At 72.8% G+C, this 21887-nt stretch carries 21 protein-coding genes; 10 read left to right on the top strand and 11 right to left on the bottom strand.

Features of this window, described 5'->3' with window-relative positions:
- Positions 1-34 precede the first annotated feature (34 nt).
- The gene (locus AB0M79_RS10220; RefSeq protein ID WP_364210513.1) at positions 35-1348 is read right to left on the bottom strand and encodes a lysine N(6)-hydroxylase/L-ornithine N(5)-oxygenase family protein; all 1314 of its coding nucleotides are present in this window, start codon (positions 1346-1348) and stop codon (positions 35-37) included.
- A gap of 142 nt (positions 1349-1490) precedes the next feature.
- On the opposite strand from AB0M79_RS10220, the gene AB0M79_RS10215 reads away from it, so the two are divergent.
- The gene (locus AB0M79_RS10215; protein ID WP_364210510.1) at positions 1491-2435 is read left to right on the top strand and encodes a methionyl-tRNA formyltransferase; all 945 of its coding nucleotides are present in this window, start codon (positions 1491-1493) and stop codon (positions 2433-2435) included.
- Between the two features lie 25 nt (positions 2436-2460).
- On the opposite strand, the gene AB0M79_RS10210 is transcribed toward AB0M79_RS10215, so the two are convergent.
- Complete coding sequence (locus tag AB0M79_RS10210) at positions 2461-3660, bottom strand: FAD-dependent monooxygenase (RefSeq protein WP_364210507.1); 1200 nt, start codon at positions 3658-3660, stop codon at positions 2461-2463.
- 65 nt (positions 3661-3725) lie between these two features.
- On the opposite strand from AB0M79_RS10210, the gene AB0M79_RS10205 reads away from it, so the two are divergent.
- A complete protein-coding gene (locus AB0M79_RS10205; protein ID WP_364210504.1) occupies positions 3726-4205 on the top strand; it encodes a MarR family transcriptional regulator in 480 nt (159 codons plus the stop codon).
- Positions 4206-4266: 61 nt separating this feature from the next.
- Here the strand turns inward: AB0M79_RS10205 and AB0M79_RS10200 are convergent, their stop codons facing one another.
- Both AB0M79_RS10200 and AB0M79_RS10195 read right to left on the bottom strand, forming a co-directional pair.
- Positions 4267-5127 carry a siderophore-interacting protein gene (locus AB0M79_RS10200; protein ID WP_364210501.1) on the bottom strand — a complete coding sequence of 287 codons (861 nt, stop codon included), beginning with the start codon at positions 5125-5127 and terminating at the stop codon, positions 4267-4269.
- Between the two features lie 38 nt (positions 5128-5165).
- Complete coding sequence (locus AB0M79_RS10195; protein WP_364210498.1) at positions 5166-6200, bottom strand: iron-siderophore ABC transporter substrate-binding protein; 1035 nt, start codon at positions 6198-6200, stop codon at positions 5166-5168.
- A gap of 190 nt (positions 6201-6390) precedes the next feature.
- Here AB0M79_RS10195 and AB0M79_RS10190 point away from each other — a divergent pair, with 190 nt between their 5' ends.
- From AB0M79_RS10190 to AB0M79_RS10170, 5 genes are all read left to right on the top strand, one after another.
- Positions 6391-7428: an iron chelate uptake ABC transporter family permease subunit gene (locus tag AB0M79_RS10190; RefSeq protein WP_364210495.1), complete on the top strand. Its 1038-nt coding sequence runs from the start codon at positions 6391-6393 to the stop codon at positions 7426-7428.
- A gap of 3 nt (positions 7429-7431) precedes the next feature.
- The gene (locus AB0M79_RS10185; protein WP_364210492.1) at positions 7432-8499 is read left to right on the top strand and encodes an iron chelate uptake ABC transporter family permease subunit; all 1068 of its coding nucleotides are present in this window, start codon (positions 7432-7434) and stop codon (positions 8497-8499) included.
- A 56-nt stretch (positions 8500-8555) separates the two neighbouring features.
- Positions 8556-9362 carry an ABC transporter ATP-binding protein gene (locus tag AB0M79_RS10180; protein ID WP_364210975.1) on the top strand — a complete coding sequence of 269 codons (807 nt, stop codon included), beginning with the start codon at positions 8556-8558 and terminating at the stop codon, positions 9360-9362.
- Positions 9359-11065 carry an ABC transporter ATP-binding protein gene (locus AB0M79_RS10175; protein ID WP_364210489.1) on the top strand — a complete coding sequence of 569 codons (1707 nt, stop codon included), beginning with the start codon at positions 9359-9361 and terminating at the stop codon, positions 11063-11065. Before AB0M79_RS10180 ends, AB0M79_RS10175 begins: the two co-directional genes overlap by 4 nt.
- A 62-nt stretch (positions 11066-11127) precedes the next feature.
- Positions 11128-12897, top strand: a complete 1770-nt coding sequence (locus AB0M79_RS10170; protein WP_364210486.1) for an ABC transporter ATP-binding protein — start codon at positions 11128-11130, stop codon at positions 12895-12897.
- 104 nt (positions 12898-13001) lie between these two features.
- Here AB0M79_RS10170 and AB0M79_RS10165 read toward each other — a convergent pair whose 3' ends face one another.
- The gene (locus tag AB0M79_RS10165) at positions 13002-13478 is read right to left on the bottom strand and encodes a MarR family winged helix-turn-helix transcriptional regulator (RefSeq protein WP_364210483.1); all 477 of its coding nucleotides are present in this window, start codon (positions 13476-13478) and stop codon (positions 13002-13004) included.
- Between the two features lie 68 nt (positions 13479-13546).
- Between AB0M79_RS10165 and AB0M79_RS10160 the strand changes: the two genes are divergently transcribed.
- Positions 13547-13780: a hypothetical protein gene (locus AB0M79_RS10160; protein ID WP_357536671.1), complete on the top strand. Its 234-nt coding sequence runs from the start codon at positions 13547-13549 to the stop codon at positions 13778-13780.
- Between the two features lie 22 nt (positions 13781-13802).
- Here AB0M79_RS10160 and AB0M79_RS10155 read toward each other — a convergent pair whose 3' ends face one another.
- Positions 13803-14834, bottom strand: coding sequence for a questin oxidase family protein (locus tag AB0M79_RS10155; RefSeq protein ID WP_364210480.1), 1032 nt, complete (start codon positions 14832-14834; stop codon positions 13803-13805).
- Positions 14835-15021: 187 nt separating this feature from the next.
- On the opposite strand from AB0M79_RS10155, the gene AB0M79_RS10150 reads away from it, so the two are divergent.
- Both AB0M79_RS10150 and AB0M79_RS10145 read left to right on the top strand, forming a co-directional pair.
- Positions 15022-15831, top strand: a complete 810-nt coding sequence (locus tag AB0M79_RS10150) for a thioredoxin domain-containing protein (RefSeq protein WP_364210477.1) — start codon at positions 15022-15024, stop codon at positions 15829-15831.
- A gap of 107 nt (positions 15832-15938) precedes the next feature.
- Positions 15939-16529: a vitamin K epoxide reductase family protein gene (locus tag AB0M79_RS10145; RefSeq protein ID WP_364210972.1), complete on the top strand. Its 591-nt coding sequence runs from the start codon at positions 15939-15941 to the stop codon at positions 16527-16529.
- Positions 16530-16568: 39 nt separating this feature from the next.
- Here the strand turns inward: AB0M79_RS10145 and AB0M79_RS10140 are convergent, their stop codons facing one another.
- The 5 genes from AB0M79_RS10140 to AB0M79_RS10120 form a co-directional block, all read right to left on the bottom strand.
- Entirely contained in the window at positions 16569-18086 is a 1518-nt protein-coding gene (locus AB0M79_RS10140; protein ID WP_364210474.1) for an aldehyde dehydrogenase (NADP(+)), read from the bottom strand.
- A 12-nt stretch (positions 18087-18098) separates the two neighbouring features.
- Positions 18099-18722 (bottom strand): DAK2 domain-containing protein, encoded by a 624-nt coding sequence (locus tag AB0M79_RS10135; protein ID WP_364210471.1) that lies wholly within the window; start codon positions 18720-18722, stop codon positions 18099-18101.
- Between the two features lie 8 nt (positions 18723-18730).
- Entirely contained in the window at positions 18731-19723 is a 993-nt protein-coding gene (locus tag AB0M79_RS10130) for a dihydroxyacetone kinase subunit DhaK (protein WP_357536680.1), read from the bottom strand.
- 21 nt (positions 19724-19744) lie between these two features.
- The gene (locus tag AB0M79_RS10125) at positions 19745-20749 is read right to left on the bottom strand and encodes a LacI family DNA-binding transcriptional regulator (protein ID WP_364210468.1); all 1005 of its coding nucleotides are present in this window, start codon (positions 20747-20749) and stop codon (positions 19745-19747) included.
- A 68-nt stretch (positions 20750-20817) separates the two neighbouring features.
- Entirely contained in the window at positions 20818-21717 is a 900-nt protein-coding gene (locus AB0M79_RS10120; protein WP_364210465.1) for a dihydrodipicolinate synthase family protein, read from the bottom strand.
- Positions 21718-21887 lie beyond the last annotated feature (170 nt).

The following is a 21887-nucleotide window of genomic DNA, read 5'->3' as shown; positions in this document are numbered from 1 at the left end:
CCGACCGGCCCCGGGACGGGAACGCGTCGAGCGGTCAGACGCGGGCGGCGGCGGGAGTCTGGACGGCGCGGCGGGCGGCGATCGACGTGACGATCTCGGCGGCCCGGATCGCGCCGTTGGACAGCAGCGACGAGCTGATCCCGTGGCTGTGTTCGGTGCCGCCCTGGAGGTAGACGCCGCAGCGCAGGGTGTCGCGGGTGGCCACCCGGTAGTCGCGGTGCACCCGGAGCCGGCCGTGGCCGTCGCGTTCGCAGTGGTCGCCGAGTTCGCCGAGCAGCATCGTCGGGTCGACCGGGTCGTAGCCGGTGGCGCAGACCAGGATGTCGGCGTCGAGCGTGCGCCGCTCGCCGGTGGTCAGGGTTTCGACGACCACCCGTACGCCGGCGTCGTGCGCGGTGGCGGCGGCCAGCCGGGTGACGTTGAGCATGTGCAGCCGCCTGCGGCCGAGCACCTGTTCCTGGTAGCTGCGGCGGTACAGCTCGGCGATGAGGTCGCCGTCGACCACCGCGTAGTTGGTGTTGCCGTGGTAGCCCATGAGCTGGTTCTTGACCTCGGCGGGGGCGTCGTAGAAGTCGTCGACGGCGGCCGGGTCGAAGATGCGGTTGGCGAACGAGCTGTCGTCGGCGGGGGTGTATCCGTAGCGGGCGAAGACCGCGCAGACCTCGGCGTCGGTGAACTGCTCGTGCAGCCGGGCGGTGACCTCGGCGGCACTCTGGCCGGCGCCGACGACGACGAACCGGGCCGGGGTGGCGCCGGTGAGCCGGCCGAGGTTGTGCAGCAGCTCGCCGCTGTGCCAGATCCGGTCGCCGGCGACGACGCCGCCGGGCAGGCGGGGGCGCAGACCGGTGGCGAAGACGAGGTTGCGGGCCCGGTAGACGGTGGTGCCGGCGCCGGTGTCGACCAGCACGTCGACCAGGTCGACACCGCCGTCGGTATCGGTTCCGGCCGGGCGTACGGCGATCACCTCGTGGCCGTAGCGGACCGAGTCGTCGACCTGGGCGGCGGCCCATTCGAGGTAGTCGTGGTATTCGACCCGCAGCGGGTTGAGCGTCTTGTGGTTGATGAAGTCGACCAGGCGGCCCTTCTCCTTGAGGTAGCACAGGAAGCTGAACCGGCTGGTGGGGTCGCGCAGGGTGACCAGGTCCTTGAGGAACGAGACCTGCATGGTGGCGTCGTCCAGGAGCATCCCCCGGTGCCAGCCGAAACGCTCCTGGCGCTCGAGGAAGACCGCGGTGGGCCGGCCCGGGCCGCTCTGCTCGGTCAGCGCGATGGCCAGGGCCAGGTTGGACGGTCCGAATCCCACCCCTACGACGTCGTAGACGGGCACATCGGGCGAAGAGCGCGGCATAGACCACCCCTAGATCGTTATTTAGGGTAGGCTACCCTTTGCTAGAATGCCGGTCAATGCGTCACGGGATCGACACGCAAGCGCGCAGACAGGTAAGCCTTGCCTGACCCACCTATCGTCGTCAATGCCTGGAGGCGTCAAGATGCGAGTCGTCATGTTCGGTTACCAGACCTGGGGACACCGGACCCTGCAAGCGCTGCTGGACTCCGAACACGAGGTCGCGCTGGTCGTGACGCATCCGAAGAGCGACCACGCGTACGAGCAGATGTGGGACGACTCGGTCGCCGACCTGGCCCGCGACAACGGCGTACCGGTGCTGCTGCGCCAGCGCCCCGACGACGACCTGGCCGAGGAGGTCAAGCGGGCCGACGCCGACATCATCGTGGCGACCAACTGGCGCACCTGGATCCCGCCGGCGATCTTCAACCAGCCCCGGTACGGCACCCTGAACGTGCACGACTCGCTGCTGCCGGCGTACGCCGGCTTCTCGCCGCTGATCTGGGCGGTGATCAACGGCGAGCCGGAGGTCGGCGTCACCGCGCACATGATGGACGAGGAACTGGACGCCGGCGACATCGTCCTGCAACGCGCCGTACCGGTCGGGCCGACCGACACCACGACCGACCTGTTCCACCGCACGCTGGCCCTCTTCGGGCCGATCACCCTGGACGGACTGGCGCTCATCGCGTCCGGCCGGACCGACTGGGTCAGGCAGGACCGCGGCCGGGCCAGCTTCTTCCACAAGCGGTCCATCGAGGACAGTCGGATCGACTGGACCTGGCCGGCGCAGGACCTGGAGCGGCTGGTCCGGGCGCTGCCCGACCCGTACCCGAACGCCTTCACCTACCACCGCGGCGAGCGGATCCGGATCCTGTCGGCCGGGATCTCCGAGGGCTTCTACGGCGGCACGCCGGGCCGGATCTTCATCCGGGAGGGCGACGGCATCGTGATCGTCGCCGGTGCGGAGGCCCGTCGCGGCCGCAGCCACGGCCTGGTCGTCAAGCGGGTACGCACCGACGACGGCACCGAACTGCCGGCCACCGAGTACTTCCGCACCATGGGCGGTTACCTGACCGACCGTCCCTGACCGGACGACGCCGGCCGGCCCCGGGTCACGGCCTGCCGCCGTCCACCACCGCGTCGGCGCCGTCCCAGTCGACGCGGTAGCGGTACTGCTCCTGCCCCGCCCTGGCGCCCAACCGCAGGAAGGTGGGCAGCATCAGGTCGCGGAAGAGGCTGCCCACGGCCGAGGTGACCTTCCGGTCGCCGATCCGGCGTCCCATCCGGACGATCGCCTCGGCCCGGTCCCGACGCCGCGCCACGAAGTCGTCGAACGCCGCGACCGCGCTGGCCCGGTCCCGCAGGCACCGGGCCAGTACGGCGGCGTCCTCGACGGCGAGACTGGCCCCCTGGCCACTGGACGGGCTGGTGGCGTGCGCGGCGTCGCCGATCAGGCAGATCCTGGACGTGTGCCAGGTCGCCAGCGACCGCAGGTCGTAGATCGGCCACGCGCCGAGCGAACTCTCCGCGGCGGCCAGGATCGCCGGCACCGGATCGGGGTCACCGTCGTGCAGCGCCCGGATGTCGGCCATCCACCGGCCCTGGTCCAGCCGGTCCAGTTCGCCGCGCCGGGGTTCCCGCCGGTGCGGCACGTTGGTGAACCAGTAGACGAGCCCACCGTGGGCCGAGTAGCCGAAGAACGCCCGCCGACCGAAGATCATCTGCTGGCGGGCGGTGTCGGGCAGCGGCACGGCCGTCCAGCCGCCGCAGTCGACGATCCCGGTGTACGCCGGGGTCGGCGCGTCGGGCCAGGTGAGTCGCCGTACGGTCGACCACACCCCGTCGGCGCCGATCACGATGTCGGCGTCGACGGTACGACCGCCGGCGAAGACTGCCCGCACCCCGTCGGTGTGCTCGACGAGACGCTCCAGCCTGGCGTCGAAGGTGTACGGGACGCCGGCCGCCCGGGCGCGCTCGGCGAGGGCGGCCTGCAACCGCGCCCGGCGCAGGACGACGCCACGTGCCCCGTACCGCTCCTGGTCGGCCTCGCCGGGCAGCTCGCCGATCCGCCGGCCGCGCGAGTTGCGGAAGTCGATCCCGGACAGTTCGAAGCCACCGGCCGCCGCCGGTACGTCACCGAGGCCGAGCGTGCGCAGGGCTTTGACGCCGTTGGGGGCGAGGGTGAGGAAGGCGCCGCCGCTGTCCTCGACGTCCGGACGGGCCTCGGCGACCTCGCTGGCGAGCCCGGCCTTGTGCAGTGCCAGGGCGAGTGCCGACCCGGCGATGCCGCCACCGATGATGAGAGTCTTCATGGGTCACGTCCAGAGAAGAGAAGATAGTTCGTTCGTCCGAACGATTGAAAGGTAGCAGCGGTCTCATGGCGTCGTCAACGGAACGGGACGCGGACCGGGCGGCCGCCGAGACGGCGGTCGCCGACTCCGGCCGCCTGCTGAGCACGGCGATGATCCTGTTCCACACCAGCCTGTCGAAGAAGGTCGGCCTGGGGCCGACCGACGAGAAGGTGCTCGAACTCGTCCAGCGGCATCGCAACGTGTCCCCACGGCAGCTCGCCGAACTGACCGGACTGGCCAAGAACTCGATCACCGACGTACTCGACCGGCTGGCCCGGCGCGGCTTCGTGACGCGGCAGCCCGACCCGGCCGACGGCCGCAAGGTGATCGTCGTGGCGGCCGACGAGGGCATCGCCCGGATCGCGGCGCACTTCGCCGGCCTGATGGGGCGACTCGCCGACCTCAACGCCGCGTTCTCCCCCGAGGAGCTGCGGGTGGTCGCGGAATACCAGCGCCGGGCGGCCGAGATCCAGGAGGACGAGGCCCGGCGGCTGGCCGCCGGCTGAGCCGTGCGCTCCGCGCACGTCCGGCCCTGACCGGACGGGCCCGGTGCCGGCCGGCCCGGCGTCAGTTCGGCTGGGCCCGGCCCCGGCGCCAGTAGCCCATGAACGCCACCGACCGCCGGTCGACGCCGCACTCCCCCACCAGGAACCGGCGCAGCGCCACCACGGTGCCGGCCTCACCGGCGAGCCAGGCGTAACCGCCGTCGATCCGGCGGTCGTCGTCGGAGTCGGGCACCTGCCACGGGTCGTCCAGCTCGTCGTCGGCTGCGCCGCCGGACGCGGGGGCCGGCGCGTCGCCGCCAGGTCCGGCGGCCGGCAGCGCCAGGCCGGGGGCCAGCTCGCGGACCACCTGCTCCAGCCGCTCGCCCCGGCTGCCGACCAGCCACACCAGGTCGACGTCGGGAGCCACGTCCAGCTCGATGACGTCGGCCGGCTCGGGCACCTCCAGCACCACGGTCGTGGTGATGCCGGGCGGGATCGATTCCGCGATCGCCGCCGCGGCCGGCAGCGCGGCGGCGTCGGCGGCGAGCAGCAGGCGGGCGGCCAGCGGCGGGGGCGCCCAGGCGACGTCGGTCGCCGGGGGCCCGACCACCGGCCCGATGACGGTCAGCGGATCACCGGGCCGGGCGGTGGTGGCGAACCTGGTGGCGGGGCCGGTGTCGCCGTGCACGACGAAGTCGATGTCCAGCTCGCGGTCCGCCGGCCGGAAGGACCGCACCGTGTACGTCCGCAGCGGCGCCCGGCGCCCCGTCGGCGTGTCCCGCCACCGCCCGAACCAGTCCGGCTCGCCGACGTAGCCGAGGTGTTCCGCCTCGTCGGGCAAGAAGAGCAGGTTGATCCGCTGGTCGAAGCCGTGGCCGGCGAAGTCCGCGAGGGATTCGCCGGCCAGGGTGACCCGGGTGAACGTCGGGCTGAGCCGCCGCACCCGGGTCACCCTGGTCAGAAAGGGCTGGTACGACGCCACTACGAGCCGGTCTTGGTCAGCGACGGCAGCAGTTGGTCGATCGCGTACGGCACGCTGAGCACCGTGACGAACGACAGGGCCGCACCGATCGGCGGCTCCATGTACGGCACGAACACGGCCTTGCCGCCGGTCACCACCTTGAGCGTGGCGAAGACCGGGTCGGCGCGGACCCGGGGCTCGACCGACTCGTCGGTGGCGAGCAGCAGCAGCCGGTCGACGTCGAGGATGTCCAGCCGCTCGGAGCTGACCACCGCGGCGGTGTCCTGGCCGGCGGCCTGCTCGACCTGGTCGGAGAGCTTGAAGCCCATCTCGGCGAGCAGTTGCGCCTTCGGGTCGGACTTGGCGAAGGCGGCGTACATGCCGGGCTCGCTGGGGTCGGCGACCACGATGGTCTGCTGGGCGAACTCCGGGTGCTGCTGGCGGATGTCCGCGAACCGCTTGTCGATGTCGCCGAGCAACTGCTCGACCTGCTCGGTCTTGCCGAGGGCCTGCCCGATGGTCCGGGTCATCTCGTCCCACGGGGTCGAGTAGTCCTCGTACTTCGCCGACTGGGCGACGACCGGGGCGACCTTGGACAGGGTGTCGTACTGCTCCTTCTTCATGCCCGAGTACTGGGCGATGATCAGGTCGGGAGCCAGTTCGATGATCTTCTCGACGTCGTACTCGTCGCGCTCGCCGACGATCTCCGGCTGGGTGCCGCCCCACCGGTCCTTCACCCAGGCCCAGTTGCCGAACGGGCGCTCGCCGAACCAGTCGACCGCGCCGACCGGCTTGATGCCCAGCGCCAGCACGGTGTCCTGGTCGCTGAGGCCGAGGGTCACCACCCGGGTCGGTGCGGCGGGAATCGAGGTGGAGCCGTATTTGTGGTCGATCACCACCGGCCAGGCGCCGTCGCCTGCGGAGGCCGGGGCGCCGTCGGGCTCGGCGGTGTCCCCGCCGCAGGCGGCCAGTACGCCGACCAGCGCGACGGCGACCGCCGACCGGGCCAGCCGGCCCGACCGCCGACCAGTGCCGATCTCGTATGAGCTGTTCATCGGTCCGCTTTCCGGAACATGGGGAATCGAAAGTCGACAGCACTGTCCGATCGAGGCGTTCTGGACAGCCGAATCGACACCGACAACGCTAAGGGTCGGCTAACCTAACCTCAAGCCGTAAGATGCTCTCACCCACGAGCCGCTCCCGCAAGGAGCACGCCGCAGCGCCCCACCCGCCAGAGAGGCCCGCGTGACCGCCACCCCGCTCTTCGCGCCCGTACGGCGGACCGCCGGCATCCGCCTGCTCGGGCTGGCCGCCGGGCTGGCCCTGCTGGCCGTGGTGTGCCTGCTCTCGATCGCGTTCGGAACGCGACAGCTCCCCGTCGGACAGGTCGTCGACTCCTTTGTGGACCCCGGCCGGGTGCCCGCCGACGTACTCGCCATCGTGCGTGGCGTACGCATCCCGCGTACCGCCCTGGGGTTGCTGGCCGGCGCCTCGATCGGACTGGCCGGCGCGGTGATGCAGGGCCTGACCCGCAACCCGCTCGCCGACCCGGGCCTGCTCGGGGTCAGCGCCGGAGCCGCGTTCGGCATCGTCGTCGCGATGGCGCTGCTGAACGTCACCGGCGTCTACGGCTACATCTGGTTCGCGCTGACCGGCGCGCTGCTGGCCAGCGCCGTCGTGTATGTGCTCGGCGGTCTCGGCCGCGGCGGCGCCACCCCGGTCAAGCTCGCCCTGGCCGGCGTCGGCGTGACCCTCCTGATCGGATCGCTGACCAGCGCCATCGTGCTCTCCAGCCCGCTGGCCCTGGACCGCTTCCGGTTCTGGACCGCCGGTTCGATCGCCGGCCAGGACGCCGGCGTGGTGCTGCGCATCCTGCCGTTCCTGGCCGCCGGCGTAGTCCTCGCGCTCGGCACCGCGCCGGCCCTGAACAGCCTCGCCCTCGGCGACCAGGTCGCCCGGGCACTCGGCCAGCGGATCGGCTGGATCAGATTGCAGGGCGCGCTCGCCGTCACCCTGCTGGCCGCCGGCGCCGTCGCCGTCACCGGCCCGATCGTCTTCGTCGGCCTCGTCGTCCCGCACCTGGTCCGGATGGTCACCGGCCCGGACTACCGCTGGCTGCTGCCGTACACGATCGTCTACTCCCCCGTCCTGCTGCTCGCCGCCGATGTCGCCGGCCGGATCGTGGCCCGCCCCGGCGAAATCCAGGTCGGGGTCATCGTCGCCTTCATCGGCGGCCCCTTCTTCATCGCGCTGGTCCGCCGGCGCCGACTCGCGGAGCTGTAGCCGGTGACCTTCCTGGAAACCTCGACCGCCGCCGGCCGGACCACGTTCCGGTTGGCCCGGCCGGCCGTCTCCGGCGTGCTCGCGCTGCGCCCGATCGCGGTCGGCACCCTGCTCGCCGCCGTCACCTTCGCGGCGTTCTGCGTCAGCGTCGCGGACGGCCGGATCCAGATCCCGCTCACCGACGTGGTCCCCGCCCTCTTCGGCCACGGCGACCCGGGCACGCTGCTCGTCGTACGGGAGTTGCGGCTGCCCCGCGCCCTGACCGGACTGCTGGTCGGCGCCGCGTTCGGGCTGTCCGGGGCGGTGTTCCAGGCGATGACCGGCAACCCGCTGGCCAGCCCCGACATGATCGGGGTGATCGCCGGGGCGCAGACCGCCGTCGTCGCCGGCATCGTGCTCGGCTTCGGCGCCGGCCTCGGCACCCAGACGCTCGGCGTGGTCGGCGCGCTGATCGCCGCACTCGTCGTGTACCTGCTCGCCTGGGGACGCGGCACCACCGGATACCGGCTCGTGCTGGTCGGCGTCGGGGTCGCCTGGATGTGCACCAGCGCCACCGACTACCTGGTGGCCCGGGCGATGCCGTACGAGGCCCGGGCGGCGGTCGGCTGGCTGGTCGGCAGCCTCAACGAACGCGGCTGGCACCACGTACGCCCGCTGGCCCTGGCGATGGCCGTGCTGGTGCCGGCCGTCCTGCTGCTCGGCCGCTGGCTGGGCACCCTGCACCTGGGCGACCCGGTCGCGACCGCCCTGGGCACCCCGGTCAGCTACGCCCGGATCGCGCTGCTGGTGACCGGCGTCGGGCTGGCCGCCTTCGGCACCGCCGCCGCCGGCCCGATCCTGTTCGTCGCGCTGGTCTCGCCCCAGATCGCCCAGCGGCTGGCCGGCCGGGCCACCCCGCCGCCGCTGATCTCCGCCGTCACCGGCGCCCTCATCGTGCTGGCCGGCGACCTGGTCAGCCGGATCGTGCTGGCCGACGCGCGCCTGCCGATCGGGGTGGTGACCGGGGTGCTCGGCGCTCCCGTCCTGCTCTGGCTCCTCGTCCGCGCCAACCGCACCGGTTCAGGAGGATGACCGTGAAACGTGACCTGTCCGGCACGCCCGAACCCGACCTGCCGCACCCGCCGGAACTGCACGCCACCGGACTGCGGCTGGGCTACGACGGCACCATCGTCGTCGACGGGCTCGACCTCGCCGTCCCGACCGGCCGGATCACCGTGATCATCGGCGGCAACGCGTGCGGCAAGTCGACCCTGCTCCAGTCGCTGGCCCGGCTGCTCACCCCGCGCGGCGGGGCGGTGCACCTCGACGGCCGGTCGATCCACGGCATGCCGACCCGGCAGGTGGCCCGCCGGATCGGCATCCTGCCGCAGTCGCCGGTCGCGCCCGCCGGGCTCACCGTGATCGACCTGGTGACCCGCGGCCGGTCGCCGTACCAGACGTGGTGGCGGCAGTGGTCGGTCGAGGACGAGCGGGCGGTCACCGGAGCGCTCACCGCCACCGGGATGCTCGAACACGCCAACCGGCCGATCGACGCGCTCTCCGGCGGGCAGCGACAGCGGGCCTGGATCGCCATGGCGATCGCGCAGGGCACCCCGGTGCTGCTGCTCGACGAGCCGACCACCTATCTCGACCTGGCGCACCAGATCGACGTACTCGATCTGGTGGTCGACCTCAACCGCCGCGACGGCCGGACCGTCGTGATGGTGCTGCACGACATCAACCAGGCCGCCCGCTACGCCGACCATCTGATCGCGATGAAGGCCGGCCGGATCGTCCGGCAGGGACACCCGGCCGAGGTGGTCACCGCGGAACTGATCGAGGAGGTGTTCGACCTGGACTGCCAGGTCGGCGTCTGCCCGGTCAGCGACGCCCCGATGATCATTCCGATGGGGCGGCACCACGGGGCCCGTACGCCCAACCTGGCGGTCCGGTGATCGTCGCGACCGCCGCCGGGCCGGTCACCGGCGGCCGGGTGCTGCGCCGCGCGGTCACCGGCCAGACCAGGTACGTCGTTCCCGCCGGCCTGCTCGCCACCGGTCACCAGGCCGGCGAGGCGCTGGTGCCGGTCCTGATCGGCGTCGTCGTCGACGAGGCGGTCTCCACCGGCTCGACCGGTGCGCTGTTCGGCTGGCTCGGCGTGCTCGGCGCGGTCTTCCTCGGGCTGTCGACGAGCTACCGGTTCGCCGCCCGGGCCGGCGAACGCGCCGCCGAGCAGGCCGCCCACGAGATCCGCCGGGAGTTGACCGGCCGCGTCCTCGCCCCGTACGGCGGTGCCGAGACCGGGCAGTTGCCCGGCGCGCTGGTCAGCGTCGCCACCAGCGACGCGGGCCGGGTCGGCGCGGTCAACATGGCCGTCACCGCCGGCATCGCCGCCCTGGCCGCGTTGGTGACCACCGTCGTGGCGCTGCTGACCATGTCGGTGCCGCTCGGTCTGCTGATCCTGCTCGGCGCCCCGCCGGTGCTGGTCGCCGCCCACCTGCTCGGCCGGCCGTTGCAGAAGCGCAGCGCGGTCGAGCAGGAGAACGCGGCCCTGGCCTCCGGTGTCGCCGCCGACCTCGTGGCCGGCCTGCGGGTACTCAAGGGGATCGGTGCCGAGCCAGCGGCCCTGGCCCGCTACCGGGTGATCAACCGGCGGTCGCTGGCCGCCACCCTGCGGGCCGCGAACGCCCAGGGCTGGCACGACGGCGCCCTGCTCGGCATCACCGGCGTGTTCATCGCGGCTGTCGCGCTGGTCGGCGCGCGGCTGGCCAGCCAGGGCGCGATCAGCGTCGGCGACCTGGTCGCCGCCGTCGGGCTGGCGCTCTTCCTGTTCAACCCGCTGTCGGTGGTCGCCTGGGTCAATGGGCAGCTGGCGCTGGCCCGGGCCTCGGCGGCCCGGGTGGCGGCGGTGCTGTCGGCGCCACCGGCGGTCCCGGCCGGCCCTGCCGCACCGGACACCCCGGTCCGTGGCGAGCTGCGGTTCGACGCTGTGGAGCACGGGCCGCTGCGGATCGGTGACCTGCGGGTCGCGCCGGGCGAACTGCTCGGCGTGGTGACCGCCGACCCCGCGGCGGCCGGCCTGCTGGTGCGCTGCCTGGCCCGGGAGACCGATCCCGCACAAGGGACGATCACATTGGACGGTGTCGCCCTGGCCGGACTCGAACCGGACCGGGTCCGGGCGGTGGTCGTCACCGCCGCGCACGACGCGGTGCTCTTCGACGGCACCGTACGCGACAACGTCACCGCCGTCGGCGGCCCGACCGCCCCGGTCGACGCCGTGCTCGCCGCCACCCGCGTCGACGAGGTGGCCCGGGGGCTGCCGGCCGGGCTGGACACCGCCGTCGGGGAACGCGGCCGGTCGCTCTCCGGTGGCCAGCGGCAGCGGGTCGCGCTGGCCCGGGCCCTGGCCGCCGACCCGCCGGTGCTGGTCGTGCACGACCCGACCACCGCCGTCGACGCCGCGACCGAGAACCACATCGCCGCCCACCTGCGCCGGCTGCGTGCCGGCCGGACGACGGTCGTCGTGACGACCAGCCCCACCCTGCTCGCCGTCACCGACCGGGTGGTGCTCCTCGACGCCGAGGGAGGCACCGTCTCGGGCCGGCACGGGGAACTCGTCGCCGCCGACAAGCGCTACGCCGCGACGGTCCTGGCCTGACCGGCCGCTGTCTCGACCACCGCTGTCCCGATCCGCTGTCTTCACCACCGACGGGAGGCACGATGCCGAACGTACTGCCCATCGCCAGCCGGGCGCAGGCCGTCGCGGCGGTACGCCGGCTGCTGCGGCCCCGCCGGGCGCTGGCCGCCGGCTCGCTGGCTGTGCTCACCGCCGCGACCGCCGTCGGGATGCTCACCCCGCCGATCCTGGGCCACCTCGTCGACCTGGTCACGCGGGGCCGGCCGGTCGACGCCCTCACCCTGCCGGCGGTGCTGCTCGTCGTGGTGGCCGTGGTGCAGGGGGTCAGCACCGCGATCGGCATCGGGATGCTCGCCCGGCTCGGCGAGGGCATGCTCGCCGAGCTGCGCGAACGGTTCGTCGAACGGGCTTTGGCGCTGCCGCTGAACCGGGTGGAGCAGGCCGGGTCGGGCGATCTGACGTCGCGTGTCACCGGTGACGTCGAGGTGATCGCCGAAGCGGTCCGGGCGGCCCTTCCCGAACTGGTGCGTTCGGTGCTGGCCATCGGGCTGACCCTGGTCAGCCTCGCCGTGCTGGACTACCGCTTCTTCGTCGCCGCCCTGCTCGCCGCCCCGATCCAGGCGCTGACCGTCCGGTGGTATCTGCGGCACAGCGGCCCCCTGTACGCCGCCCACCGTCTGGCGGTCGGCGCCCAGCAGCAGCAACTGCTGGAGACCGTCGGCGGGGCCGCGACCGTACGGGCGCTGCGGCTGGGTGACCAGCACGTCGACCGGGTCACCCGGCGCTCGTGGTCGGCGGTGGACCTGGCGCTGCGGGCGATCCGCCTGATCACCCGGTTCTACGGGCGGCTCAACCTGGCCGAGTACGTCGGGCTGGCCGCCGTGCTCGTGGCGGGGTTCCTGCTGGTCCGCTCCGGTGAGGTCTCGATCGGCACGGCGACCGCCGCGGCGCTGTACTTCCACAACCTCTTCGGTCCGGTCAACGCCGCCCTGCGGCTGGTCGACGACGCGCAGGTGGCGGCGGCCAGCCTGACCCGGCTGGTCGGGGTGGCGGAGCTGCCGTCGCCCGCGGACGGACCGGCCCGGCCCGCCCCGGTCGACGGTTCCCTGAAGATCGCCGAGGTCGGGTACGCCTACCAGGCCGGCCACCCGGTGATCAGGGGCGTGACGCTGGAGATCAGCCCCGGGCAGCGGGTGGCGCTGGTCGGGGCGAGCGGCGCCGGCAAGACCACGCTGGCGCAGCTCGTCGCCGGCATCCACCAACCGGACCACGGCACGATCATGCTCGGCGGGCTCGACCTGGCCGGGCTGAGCGCGGCGGAGCGTCGCCGTACGGTCGCCGTGGTCACCCAGGAGGTGCACGTGTTCGCCGGCCCGCTCGCCGACGACCTGCGGCTGTCCAAGGTGGACGCTACGGACGACGAGCTGCGGGCGGCGCTCGCCGGGGTCGGTGCCCTGGACTGGGCGCTGGCCCTACCCGACGGGCTGGACACCGTGGTCGGCGACGGCGGCCACCAGCTCTCGGTGACGCAGGCCCAGCAACTCGCGCTGGCCCGGCTGGTGCTCGCCGACCCGAAGGTGGTGGTCCTCGACGAGGCGACCGCCGACGCCGGCAGCGCGGGCGCGAAGGTGCTGGAGCGGGCCGCCGACCGGGCGCTGGCCGGCCGTACGGCGCTGGTGGTCGCGCACCGTCTCACCCAGGCCGCGGCGGCGGACCGGATCGTGGTGCTCGACGCCGGCCGGATCGTCGAGACCGGCACCCACGACGAGCTGACCGCGCTACCCGACGGCCGCTACGCCACCCTGTGGCAGGCCTGGTCCGGCTCCCGCTCCCGCCCCGCTGAGCCGCGCTGATAAAGGAGAAGTCGTGGCCGGAAACCGGCAAAACACCCACGACTAGCCCTTGATCAGCGCTGCGGGCGCGACGGGGCGGGCGCGGCGCGACGAGGCGGGCGCGCCTAGGCAGGACGCGACGCGGCGGGTGGGGCGGGGTGGGCGGCGGCGATCACGCGGGTCAGGGCCTCGTGCAGGCTCTGCAGCTCGGTCAGGGGCAGGCCGAGCCGTTCGACGACCGCCGGCGGGATGCGCTCCGCCTGCGCGCGCAGGTCGCGACCGGTGGTGGTCAGCGTCACCGCCAGGCTGCGCTCGTCGCGGGGGTCGCGCTCGCGGCGTACGTAGCCGATCGCCTCCAGGCGCTTGAGCAGGGGTGACAGCGTGCCGGGGTCCAACTGGAGCAGCCCGCTGAGGGCCTTGACGGACAGTGGCGCGTATTGCCACAGGGCGAGCATGACCAGGTATTGCGGGTGGGTCAGGCCCATCGGCTCCAGCAGCGGGCGGTAGACGGCCACCACGCCCCGGGCGGCGACGGACAGCGCGAAACACACCTGCCGCTCCAGGGCGAGCAGGTCGTCCTGGTCACTGACAGGCTCGGCCACGGCTGCTAGCGTACCAACAGTTTGTGCACCAATCATTGGCGCCACAATCGAGGCGAGGAGAACGTGACATGACCGAGTCACCGGCACGGAAGCCGGAAAAGGGCGACCGGATGTTCAACTTCCTCTTCAAGATCCTCGGCCCGCCGACGGTCGACAACGCCCTCCAGGGCTGCTCGAGCCAGGCCCACGAACTGTGGAAGAAGGACCTCGAGGCACGCAAGCGCTACAGCCGGGAGCAGCGCGAGAAAAAGCGCGCCGCCGAGCAGGCCGCCCGCGACAACCGGACGTTCGACGTCCGCTGACCGCCCGGCACGCGGCCGCCGGTCAGCCGGTGATGTCGTCGATCGCCCGGTCCGCGACGGCGAGCACCGCCGTCCCGCCACCCCGGCCGTGGGTGTCGATCGCGGTGTCGACGAACTTGATCGCGTGCGGGTCGCCGCCAGCGGCTGCCCGGTCGACCAGGTCATGGACCCCGGTCCCGGCCCGCGGTGCCGGGGCGGGGCGGGCGTCGGCCGGCGCGTACGCGGCGGTGACGGCGGCCGTCGCGGCCCAGGCCGCGGCGAGGCTCGGCGCCCAGAGCGCGGCGGGCAGGGCCGGCAGAGTACGTAGCACCGCGTTCGGCGCGGTCGCGCCGTGCACGAGCATGACCGGTTCGGCGTACCCGTGACCGCCGAACCGGACGACCGCCGCGTCCACGACGGCGGCGAGCCGCTCCGGTACCGGCCCGGCCGGGTCGCCCGGCACCGCACCGGCGGCGGCCGGCCAGCCGGGCAGGTCGGCCAGCTGGGCGAGCCGGGCCCGGATGCCGTGGCGCTGGTCCGGCACCCGGGGTACGGCGTCGAGCGCCGATCTCGGGTCGGTCGACGGGTACCGCCCGGCGCCGGGCGCCGCCAGCGGCTGCCACCGGGCCGCCCAGTAGGCCAGCCCGTGGCCGAGTTCGGTGACGCGCGGGGCCGTCTCGGCGTCGAGCAGGGCCCGGACGGCGTGCCCGACCCGGATCACGCCGTGCGTGGCGCCGGCGGCGATGCCGGGCAGCAGGCGGGGCCACCACCGGGCGAGCACGTCGCGCCACGGTTCGCCGGCCAGTTCGCGCTCGAAGTGGTCGAGCCAGTCGCCGGTGCGTACCGGGTCGCCGAGCGGGTCGCGCCACTCGTCGGCGGTGATCGGGTCGATGCCACGGGGCCGCTCTTCGAGCCGGTCGGCGTAGCCGTCGAGCCAGCGGTGGACGTCGTCACCGTGGCCGTGCCGGATCAGGCACTCGACCGCCATCGGGGCGTGGTTGGACAGCCAGCCGGAGCGTTCCGGCCCGGTGTGCCGGAGCCGGTCGTACGCCTCGTCGAGGATCGGGGTGGTCATGCGTACGACGGTCACACCTGTAGTCCGCTTCAAGTCAACCACCGGCCCGGACCAGGGCGGACGGTGCGACGAAGGCCGCTTCCGGGAACCGTGGGAGGGCTGCGTCCGACTACCCGCTGTGGGGGTCGCGCGACCGTGGGTCGGGCCACCCGCCATCGCTGAACGACGCCAGCCTGGAAGGCACCTGATGTCAAACAAGACCAGCCGCCGCCCGAAGCCGTCCGAGGGCACCGCCCGCCCGGCCGGCGGGCCGAAGCGTAGCGGCTCCGCGAACGCCCGGAACGCGACCGCCGCCGCCCGGAGCCGCAAGGCCGGCGGCAAGGCCGCGAAGGCGATCCGCAACCAGGGCATGAGCACCAACATGAAGGTGACCCTGGCCCTGCTCGGGGTGGTGCTGGTCGGGTTGGGCGCGTTGTTCGTGGTGGTCCAGCGGGGCAGTGACGACGCCCGGGCGGCCGCCGCCGAGCGGGTGGTCCGCGACGACAGTCACCGGCTGTCGGTCGCCGCCGACGGCAGGGTCACCGTCGTGGAGTTCCTCGACTTCGAGTGCCCGTCGTGCGCGGCGGTGTATCCGGCGGTCGAGCAGCTGCGCGCCGAATACGACGGCCGGATCGACTACGTGGTACGCAACTATCCGCTGCCGATGCACGCCAACGCGATGAACGCCGCGCTCGCCGTGGAGGCCGCCGCCAGGCAGGACGCGTTCGAGGGGATGTACCAGAAGCTGTTCGAGACGCAACGGACCTGGGGCAACCAGTCGCAGGACCAGGCCGCGACGTTCGAGGGGTACGCCCGCGAACTCGGGCTGGACGTCGACCGCTACCGCGCCGACGTGGCCGATCCGGCGACCGCGGCCCGGGTCGACACCGACCGCGAGGACGGCAGCGCGGCCGGGGTGACCGGCACGCCGACGTTCTTCGTCAACGGCGAGCGGTTCGACGGGCAGCCGACGTACGCCGGCCTCAAGGCCGCGGTCGACGCGGCGCTGGCCGAGTGAGCGCGCGTCCGGCGGTGCCGGCCGCCCGCCGTACCCGTCCGTCGCCCAGGTCGACCCGGGTAGAGCCGGCGGCGGAGGGAACCGAACCGGTACGGCCGGTCGGGCCGGTGCCGTTCGCGGCCCGGATCGTCGGTTGGGTGCTCGCGCTCGGTGGCGGGATCGGCGCCCTGGCCGCGTTCGTGCTCACCGTCGAGAAGATCAACCTGATCGAGGACCCGAGCTACCGGCCGACGTGCAGCATCAACCCGATCCTGTCCTGCGGTTCGGTGATGACGACGCCGCAGGCCGAGGTGTTCGGCTTTCCGAACCCGCTGGTCGGTATCGCCGGGTTCAGCGTGGTCACCACGATCGGTGTCCTGGTGCTGGCCGGTGCCCGGCTGCCGAGATGGGTCTGGCTGGGGTTGCAGGCCGGGGCGACGTTCGGCGTGGTCTTCGTGCACTGGCTGGTCTACCAGAGCCTCTACCGGATCGGCGCGCTGTGTCCGTACTGCATGGTGGTCTGGGTCGTCATGATCGCCATCTTCTGGTACGTCACGCTGCACAACCTGCACCACCGGCACCTGCCGGTGCCCGGTGCGGCCGGCCGGGGCGCCGACACGCTGGTCCGCCTGCACACCGTCGGGCTGACCGTCTGGTTCCTGGTCCTGGTCGGGCTGATCGGCGAGGCGTTCTGGACGTACTGGCGCACGTTGCTGTGACCGGCCGGCCGACGGCATGTGCCGCCGGCCGGATGCGGGTCACGCCGGCAGCAGGTCCTCCGGCAGGTCCTGGTAGGCGACCGGACGCAGGAACCGGTTGATCGCCATGGTGCCGACCGAGGTGGTCCGGGCGTCCGAGGTGGCCGGGTACGGTCCACCGTGGACCATCGCCGGGCCGACCTCGACACCGGTCGGCCAGCCGTTGTAGATGATCCGGCCGGCCCGGCGCTCCAGCACCGGCAGCAGTTTCGCGGCCAGGTCGTGGTCGGCCGGGTCGGCGTGCAGGGTGGCGGTGAGCTGTCCGGCCAGGTGGCCGGCGGTCTCGACCAGTTCCTCGGGCGTGGCGCAGGAGACCAGGACCGAGGTGGCGCCGAAGACCTCCTCCTGCAACCGCGGCTCGGCCAGCAGGGTCTTGGCGTCGGTCTGGTAGACGGCGGGCACGCAGGCGTTCGGGGCGTTGCTGGCGGCGCCCCGGGCGACCAGGCTCACCGACGGAAGGCCGGCCAGTTCGGCGTTGCCGGCCCGGTATGCCGACGCGATGCCGGCGGTCAGCATGGTCTGTGCGGCCTGCCCGCCGAGCAGCCCGGCGACCGTCTCGCGGAAGGTATCCAGGTCCGGGCCTTCGACGGCGAGGAGCAGGCCGGGGTTGGTGCAGAACTGGCCGGCGCCCATCGTGAGCGAGTTGACGTAGCCGGTGGCGGTCTCGGCCGCCGCGGCGGCGAGCTTGCCGGGCAGGAGGAACACCGGGTTGATGGCGGACATCTCGGCGTAGACCGGGATCGGGACCGGGCGGCGCTGCGCGATGGCCATCAGCGCGGTGCCGCCGGCCCGGGAGCCGGTGAAGCCGACGGCGGCGATCCGGGGGTCGGCGACGAGTTGTCCGCCGGTCTCGTTGCCGGCGCCGAAGACCAGCGAGAAGACGCCGTCGGGCATCCCGGTGGTCCGGGCGGCGTCGGCGACGCAGGCCCCGGCGAGTTCGCCGGTGCGCAGGTGGGCGAGGTGGCCCTTGACGACGACCGGGCAGCCGGCGGCCAGCGCCGAGGCGGTGTCGCCGCCGGCGACCGAGAACGCCAGCGGGAAGTTCGAGGCGCCGAAGACCGCGACCGGGCCGAGCGGGATGTAACGCGACCGCAGGTCGGGCCGGGGCAGCGGGGTCCGGTCCGGCTGGGCCGGCACGTGCCGGGGATCGCACCAGTCCGGCTTCGCCAGCAGGTCGGCGAACATCCGGAGCTGGTTGGCGGTCCGGCCGAGTTCGGTGCGGGCCCGGCCTTCGGCGAGTCCGGTCTCGGCCTGTACGGCGGCGACGAGCTGCTCGCCGGCCGCTTCGAGGTTGTCGGCGATCTGCCGCAGGAACCCGGCACGGGCCTGGTCCGGCAGGGACCGGTACGCGTCGAATGCGGCGTCGGCGCGGCGGCACGCCTCGGCGACGGCGGTGCCGTCGTCCATCCCGTACGCCGGCTCCAGTTCCTCGCCGGTGGCCGGGTCGACGGGTCGCCGAACGCCCGCGGTGCCGCGGATCCGGTCGGTGCCGATGAACATCTCTCCGGTGAGCTGCATGGTCGCCTCCGGTCAGCCGTCGAGGTGGGCGGGGTCGGTGAGCCGGTCGCGGGCGGCCGGGTCGCGGTGCACGGCGAGCGCCCAGAAGAGCAGGGCGATCCCCATCGCCCCGGCGTCCGGGGTGCCGAGCACCCGTTCGCCGACGTAGCTGGCGCGGCCCATCCGGGCCCGCAGGTCGGCGGTGGCCCGGGCGTTGGCGAGTGCGGCGGTGGCGGTCGCGGTCCAGTCGACCGGCCCGGTCGCGTCGTTGAGGCCGTCGATGGTCGGGGCGAGGCAGTCGACCATGGTGCGGTCGCCGACCTTCGCCTCGCCGACCCGCTGGATGGCGGCGAGGCCACCGGCGAGGCCGGCGACGAGCGCGGCGTCCTCGTCGCCCCGCTTCGCCAGTTCGGCGGCGGTCTCGCGCAGCAGGAGCCCGATCAGGGGTCCGCTGGTGCCGCCGACCTCGTCGAGGAACCAGGTGGCGGCCACGTCGAACTCGGTGGCGAGGTCGGCGCCGGCCGGCAGCCGGGACACCACGCCGCGCAGGCCGTCGCGGAGGTTGTCGCCGAAGTCGCCGTCGCCGGCGACCTGGTCGATCCGGGTCAGTTCGGCGTGGGCGGCCTCGGCCGCGTCGAGGTAGGTCTTCATCAGCATTGGCGGTCTCACTTCCTGAGGACGGCGGTCCACGCGGGCGCGTGCCACAGTCCGGCCCAGCCGTCGTCGAGCATGGTGACGGTGATCGAGAAGCCCTTCATGTCCAGCGCGGGCGACCAGGTGCCGACGAGGCTGCCGGCGAGGCTGATGCCCCGGTCGGCGAGGTTGTCGGCGGTGCGCGCGAAGACGTTGTAGAGCTCGATTCCGGTGGTGCCGCCGAGGCCGTTGACCAGGACGATCGCCGAGTCGCCGGCAGGGGTCCTGGCGAGTACGTCGGCGACCATCCGGTCGACGAGTTCCTCCAGCGGGGGTCGGGGGATGCTGCGCTGGGCGCGTTCGCCGTGGATGCCGACGCCGTACTCGATCTGTCCGGGGTCGAGGACGAAGCCGGGTTCGCCGGTGACGTGCGAGGTGTGGGCGACGGACGCGACGGCGACGCTGCGCGAGCGGGCGGTCACGGCGCGGCCGAGTTCGGTGAGGCCGTCGAGGTCGAGGCCCTGGTCGGCGGCGGCGCCGAGGATCTTCTCGACGATCACGGTGGCGCCGGTGCCCCGGCGCCCGGTCGCGGTCTGCTCGCTCTCGGTGGCGACGTCGTCGTCGACGAGTACGCGTTCGACCCGGATGCCGTCGTGGCGCAGCCGCTCGGCGGCGATGCCGAAGTTGATCCGGTCACCGGTGTAGTTCTTGACCACGTGCAGTACGCCGTCGGGTCCGGCGACCGCCCGGCTGGCCTCGTAGATCTGCCGGTTGTGCGGCGAGGCGAAGACCTTGCCCGGTACGGCGGCGTCGAGCATGCCGGCGCCGACGAGCCCGATGTGCATGGGTTCGTGGCCGGAGCCGCCGCCGGAGACGATCCCGACCCGGCGGCGCGGGTCGCGGTTGACCGCCTTGACGTACACCGGGTTCTGGTTGAGTTCGACGATGTCGGCGTGGTCGCGGGCGAATCCGAGCAGGGCCCGGTCGACGTAGTCGGCCCCGGACGAGAAGAAGGCTTCGGCCATGTCGTGGTCTCTCGATTCGGTTCAGCGGGTGCTGGGCGGGGCCAGTGACTCCCGCATGATCATCGTTGCCGGCAGTACGACGTCACCGAGGCCGCGTTCGCCGTCGAGCTGGCGCAGCAGCAGGTCGGCGGCGGCCCGGCCCATCTCGTACGCGGGCTGGTCGATCGCACTGATCGGCGGGTCGACGAGCGGGAAGAGGTTCATGTCGTCGAAGGCCAGGATGCTGATGTCGGTGGGGATGCGCAGTTTGGCCTCCCGGATCGCCTTGAGCGCGCCGACGGTGACGAGGTTGTTGAAGCAGAACACCGCGGTCGGCCGGGGGTCGAGTTCGAGCAGCTCGTTCATCGCCTTGTAGCCGCCGGCCTCGCCGAGGTGGCCGTGCCGGATGAGTTCGTCGGGCAGGGCGGTCCCGGCCGCCTTGTAGGCGAGCCGGAATCCGGAGAGCCGCTGGCAGGCGGTGTCGAAGTCGCGCGGCCCGGAAATCATCGCGATCCGGGTGTGCCCCATCTCGAAGAGCTGGCTGATCGCGCCGCGGGTCACCTTGCGGTTGTCGGTGCGTACGAGTGGCGCCTTGATGCCCCGGGGCCGCCGGTCGACGAGGACCAGCGGGCCCCGGGTGGCACCGAGTGCGGTGGTGAATCCCTCGTCGGTGCCGACCGTGGTGGCGGCGAGGCCGGCGAGGGTGCCGTCCTGGAACGAGGTGAGCAGGTGGCGCTCACGCTCCGGGTTGAGGTGTGAGCTGGCGATGACGCAGTGGTAGCGCGCCTCCGCGGCCCGGTCCTCCAGCCCCTGCGCGACCTGTGCGTAGAACGGATTCGTGATGTCCGGTACGAACAGGCCGAGCAGGTTGGACCGGCCGCGGGACAGGGCACGTGCCGCGGCGCTGGGGACGTAGTCCAGCCGGAGGGCGGCGGCCCTGACCCTGGCCTTGGTCGCCGCCGTCACCGAGGCTTCGTCCCGCAGTGCGCGCGTCACGGTCGCGGTCGACACGCCGGCCAGTTTGGCCACGTCCCGGATTCCTGCCACCAGACGACTCCTTGTTCCAGGCCGAGGGATGTCCACCAGAGGTACAGCCTTCGGCGTCGGTGAGTCAATCACGCGGTGATCGCGCCGGCCTCCACGAGGGCGGCCCGGATCACCGCCTCCTCCTGCTCGCTGACCGGGGTGAGCGGGTGGGCGCCGAGCCCGCCGGTGCGGCCCTGGAGCTTCAGCGCGGTCTTGATGCGTACGGTCATGTTGGAACCGTCGATCGCACGCCACACCGGCAGCAGCTTGTTGTGGATCTCCAGGGCGGTCTTGTGGTCGCCCTTCTGGACGGCGTCCCACTGGTCGACGCAGAGCTGCGGCACGACGGTGAGGGTGGCGCTGATGGCCCCGCCGGCGCCGAGCAGGTAGGCCGGGTAGAGCAGGTCGTCGACGGCGGTGAAGACGACGCCCTCGGTGGGGGCGGCCTTGAGCAGGTCGGCGAGCTGGTGGATGTTGCCGCCGGACTGCTTGACGCCGACGACGCCGGGGATCTCCTGGATGGCCCGGTAGACGGTGGTCGCCGGGATCAGCGCGTACGGGATCACGTTGTAGATCAGGACCGGCAGGTCGGTGGCGTCGCAGATCCGCCGGTAGTAGTCGAGGGTGGTCTCCTCGTCCGGCTGGAAGAGGTAGTGCACGGGGGTGACCTGGAGGGCGTCGACGCCGACCTCCTTGAGCGCGAGCCCGTAGCGGATGACCTCGGCGGTCGAGTCGCGGATGATGCCGGCGATCACCGGTACGGCGCCCTTGACCTCCTCGACCGCGATCTTGGCGACGGTTACGGACTGTTCAAGAGAGAGCATCTGTCCATCGCCGGTCGAGCCGGTGACGCACAGCCCGTGCACGCCCACCGCGAGGTGGAAGCGGATCTCCGCACGCAGGGCTTCGGTGTCGATGTTCTCCTCCGCGTCGAACGGAGTCACGAGCGGCGGAATGATCCCCGCGAACTCGGGTGCTGCTGAAGCCATGTGACGACCTCTCTCGACAGGGCTCGATGTTACCGGTTACAACTACGATCGAATATTTCGCATCACTTGGCGGATGTCAACCGTGGATTTGCGCTGCATGACAGGCTTGTTTCGAGCCTGCTCTTGACAGGTACGCGACGGCCACGTGATCGTGTAACCGATAACACAGA

This window comes from Polymorphospora sp. NPDC051019 (assembly GCF_040683055.1).
Lineage (GTDB): Bacteria > Actinomycetota > Actinomycetes > Mycobacteriales > Micromonosporaceae > Polymorphospora > Polymorphospora lycopeni.
Note: the sequence above shows the minus strand (reverse complement) of the source record. Positions and strands in the feature narration are given on the sequence as shown.